Origin of the sequence: Streptomyces sp. HSW2009 (assembly GCF_040240285.1) — a bacterium.
Lineage (GTDB): Bacteria > Actinomycetota > Actinomycetes > Streptomycetales > Streptomycetaceae > Streptomyces.
The window spans coordinates 1-3,510 of the sequence record NZ_JBEHZD010000694.1 but is presented as its reverse complement, the minus strand read 5'-3'; the positions used below and the strand labels follow the sequence as shown (position 1 = coordinate 3,510).

The following is a 3,510-nucleotide window of genomic DNA, read 5'->3' as shown; positions in this document are numbered from 1 at the left end:
CCGTGCGGCCCTGGCGCCGCTGACGAGAGCCCCCGCCGGGCCCCGGCCGGCCCCGCGCGGCGGGGGAGCCTCGTTCGACCGCTGCTCCGTGTGCTGCTGCGCGTACTCCTCGGCCAGTTGCCCGCTCGGCCGCTCGCCGCGCTGCCGCAGCGGCTCCTGGGGGCCGAGGCGCCGGCCGGCCGCCAGCCCGTGCGCCTCGCGCGCGGCGATCTCCTTGAGCCGCAGTGACAGTTGCAGGGTGCTGGGCCGGTCCTCGGGGTCCTTCGCCAAACAGGAGTGCAGCAGCGGGGCGAGCGCATCGGGCACCCCGGCCAACTGCGGCTCCTCGTGCACCACCCGGTACAGCATGACCTCCGAACTCCCCTGCCCGAAGGGGGAGTCCGCCATCGAGGCGTAGGCGAGGGTGGCGCCGAGCGCGAACACGTCCGTCGCCGGCGTCACGGCCGCGCCCCGCACCTGCTCGGGCGCGAGGAAGCCGGGCGAGCCGACCGCCGTACCCACATGGGTGAGCGTGCTGGCCCCCGTCGCCCAGGCGATGCCGAAGTCGATGATGCGCGGGCCCTTGGGCGACAGCAGGATGTTCGACGGCTTGAGGTCGCGGTGGACGACGCCCGCGGCGTGCACCGCGAGCAGCCCCTCGGCGAGCGCGGCGCCGAGCGAGGCCACCTGCGCGGCGGGCAACGGGCCCTCGTCGCCGCCCTTGTCGTGCAGCGAGGGCCCGGGCACGTACTGGGTCGCGAACCACGGCCGCGCGGTCTCCAGGTCCGCGGCCACCAGCCGGGCCGTACAGCCGCCACGGATGCGCCGGGCGGCCGACACCTCGCGCGCGAAGCGCGACCTGAACTCCTGGTCCTCGGCCAGGTCGGGCCGGATCACCTTCAGCGCCACCCGCTGGCCACGCCGGTCCGAGCCCAGATAGACGACGCCCATCCCGCCGGCACCGAGCCGACGGTGGAGCCGGAACGAGCCGACGACACGCGGGTCCTCGCGTCGGAGCCGCATCATCGCCATGTCCGTCCCCTACCTCCGGTGGGGAGGCCCCACGCTGCTGCCCGTCTGACGTGCCACAGCTTACGGATTGACGGGGCGGTGTGCGCAGAGGCCGTGCATGCGTCGGGAGACGGATTGTCAGCAGGCCCCGGAGCGCCGGCCCGTCGAACCGGCGCCACGACCCCGAACGTCCCCGGCCATCCCGGTCTCCCCAAACGGCCGCCGCCGTAGGGACCTTGGGTGCATGAGCGGAGGTCGCACGGAGATCCCACCCGGCACGGGGGACGGGGCGTACGGCTGCGCGGTCACCGCGGGTGGGCTCGGCCGCCGGCACACCCCACCACGTCGGCACGGTCCCCCACACGTGAGGGAAGTCACCCGCCGCGGACCCCATCGGCACGGCTCCCACCCCGCCGCGCGTGCGCCGCCCCCGTGCTGCCCGGTACCGCCGCGTACATCCGGCGGATACATCACCGGGATGCCGCGCGGTCGACGGACGGCTCGCGCTCCGGCCGCGGCACCGCAGGTCACCGGGGTCCACCAGGCCCCTCGTCCCCCATGGTGGGGCCACTTCTCAGGGAAGACCCGGGTACCGGACGCGAGGTCTGCAACCAGGGGAGTACTGCTCCACCCCCTCCGTCATCCTCCGGGAGGCCAGGAAAGCGATACGAGGGCATGACGCCGGGTACCCGCCCGCGGACCTAATGTTGAGGTCAAGCGGCGGGCGTAGCACTCGTCCCCCGAGGTCAACGCCCGCCGCCCCATCATCACAGAGGAGGGGACGATGGCGATCACCGCAGGCCGCACGGACTTCGAAGCACAGCGGCAGCGTGTCTCCACTGCGCTCGGCACCGGACGTCCCGGGACCCGCCGCCACCCACTGGTGGCAGCAGCCATGGTGCTGCCGGTCGCCGCCCTCCTCGCAGTCGTGTTCGGCGGTTGGGAAGCCGTCGTCACACAAGCGTCGTCCGTGGCCGGAATACTGGGGCGCTAGTCGCCCCAGGCCCGGGAGAGCGGCCCGGGCCGGGGACTTCCGGCCATAACCCCGTGGGGACGGGGGTGCGGCGGACGGCACGAAGCCCGGACAGCTCGGGAGTGAAGGCGATCAACTCGCCCTCACGACCGGCACCGGGTCAAAGGGTCCTGGTTACCTGGGGAGGTAACCAGGACCCTTGTGCGTTCCCCACCGCCCCGGGGGCCCGCTCGGGTCCAGGCTGCCCGGCCCTGCGCCACGCCCCTGCTGGCCGCGCGATCCGCCTGCACCACGATCGACGTCCTGCGCGATCCGCCTGCCGCACGATCTGCCGGCCCGGCGATCGTCCACCCCCCGACCTGCTCGCGCCGCGGCCCGTCCGCCCGCAGGACGATCCCTCCGCGCATGGCTCGCCTCGCCGGATCAGGCCCCCGCGCCCTCTCACGGCCGGCCGCCGATGCCCTCCGCGACCGTGAGCGCGGGCCACACTCACGGGTGGGAGCGGCGGTACGCATGGCCGCCAGCCCACCAGCCCGCCAGCCCGCCAGCCCGCCAGCCCGCCAGCCCGCCAGCCACGGCGCGTACGATCCCAGCACGGATGCGGCACCGGCCCGCCATCCCGTACGGGATTCCATCCGGGCCGTGCCACCGAGCCCGGAGCAGCGCCACCAAGGGGGGCCGTGAACACCTCAACCACCTCATCGGCCAACCCCGTTGACCCCGCGCGGCCCGCCGCAACGGAACCGACCCCGGCCCCGGCCCCGACGGAGCGGACCCGGCCCCTCACCCCGCCCCGCTCGCCCGATCCGACCGGAGCACCCCCGGCTTCCGGAGCATCCAAGGCTTCCCAGGCAACCCCGGCGCCCCACACCACCCCGGCCCCCGAAACGCCCCCAACCAGCGAGACCGCGCAGGTCACAGCCTTCCTACGCGGGCTCCCCGGGGCAGCGGAGCCCCACACCGGCGCCGCGCCGGTGGTCCTCGCGGACCGGTTCGACGCCACGGTCGTACGGCTCGGCCCCCGCGTGGCCAAGGCACACCCGGCCGATGCCGACCCCGCCGCCCTGTTGACCCGGCTGCGGATCGCGGCCCACCCGTCGCTCCGTACGTCCCTGCTCGCGCCCCTCCCGATCGCCGCGCCCGGCCACCCCGCGCCCCACCCCGAACGAGCCACCGCCCCCGACCCGCCCGCGGGCGCGGTGACCACCCCCGCCCTGCTCGCCCCGCTGCCCGGCGGTCGGCTGGTGAGCCTGTGGCCGTACGGGGCGCCGGTGGCGCCCGATGAGCGGGACGCCGTGCCGTGGGAGGCGCTCGGCGAGTTGCTCGCCCGGCTGCACCGGGTGCCCGTCGACGCGCTGCCGGGTCCCGTACCGCCGATGTACGGGCCGGCCAAGGTGGCCCGCGCGCTGCGGCGACTGCGGGCCGCGCACCCGGCCGTGGCCCCGGCGCTGGCCCCGGCCCGGCGGTGGGGGGCCCCCCGCGGCCCCACCACGGTGACGGGAGAGGATCTGGCGAGCCCGGCCGGGGCCGCCGCCTGGGGCCTGGGC

The 3,510-nt window shown here is 76.0% G+C and carries 2 protein-coding genes and 1 pseudogene; 2 read left to right on the top strand and 1 reads right to left on the bottom strand.

Annotated elements, in window-relative coordinates; all coding sequences use genetic code 11:
* A partial coding sequence (locus AAHZ94_RS30870; RefSeq protein WP_349997026.1) for a serine/threonine-protein kinase occupies positions 1-1,011 on the bottom strand: 1,011 nt, incomplete at its 3' end.
* 763 nt (positions 1,012-1,774) lie between these two features.
* On the opposite strand from AAHZ94_RS30870, the gene AAHZ94_RS30865 reads away from it, so the two are divergent.
* Together AAHZ94_RS30865 and AAHZ94_RS30860 are read left to right on the top strand one after the other, a co-directional pair.
* Positions 1,775-1,984: a hypothetical protein gene (locus AAHZ94_RS30865; protein WP_349997025.1), complete on the top strand. Its 210-nt coding sequence runs from the start codon at positions 1,775-1,777 to the stop codon at positions 1,982-1,984.
* Positions 1,985-2,643: 659 nt separating this feature from the next.
* A pseudogene (locus AAHZ94_RS30860) lies at positions 2,644-3,510 on the top strand (hypothetical protein); the annotation flags it as partial.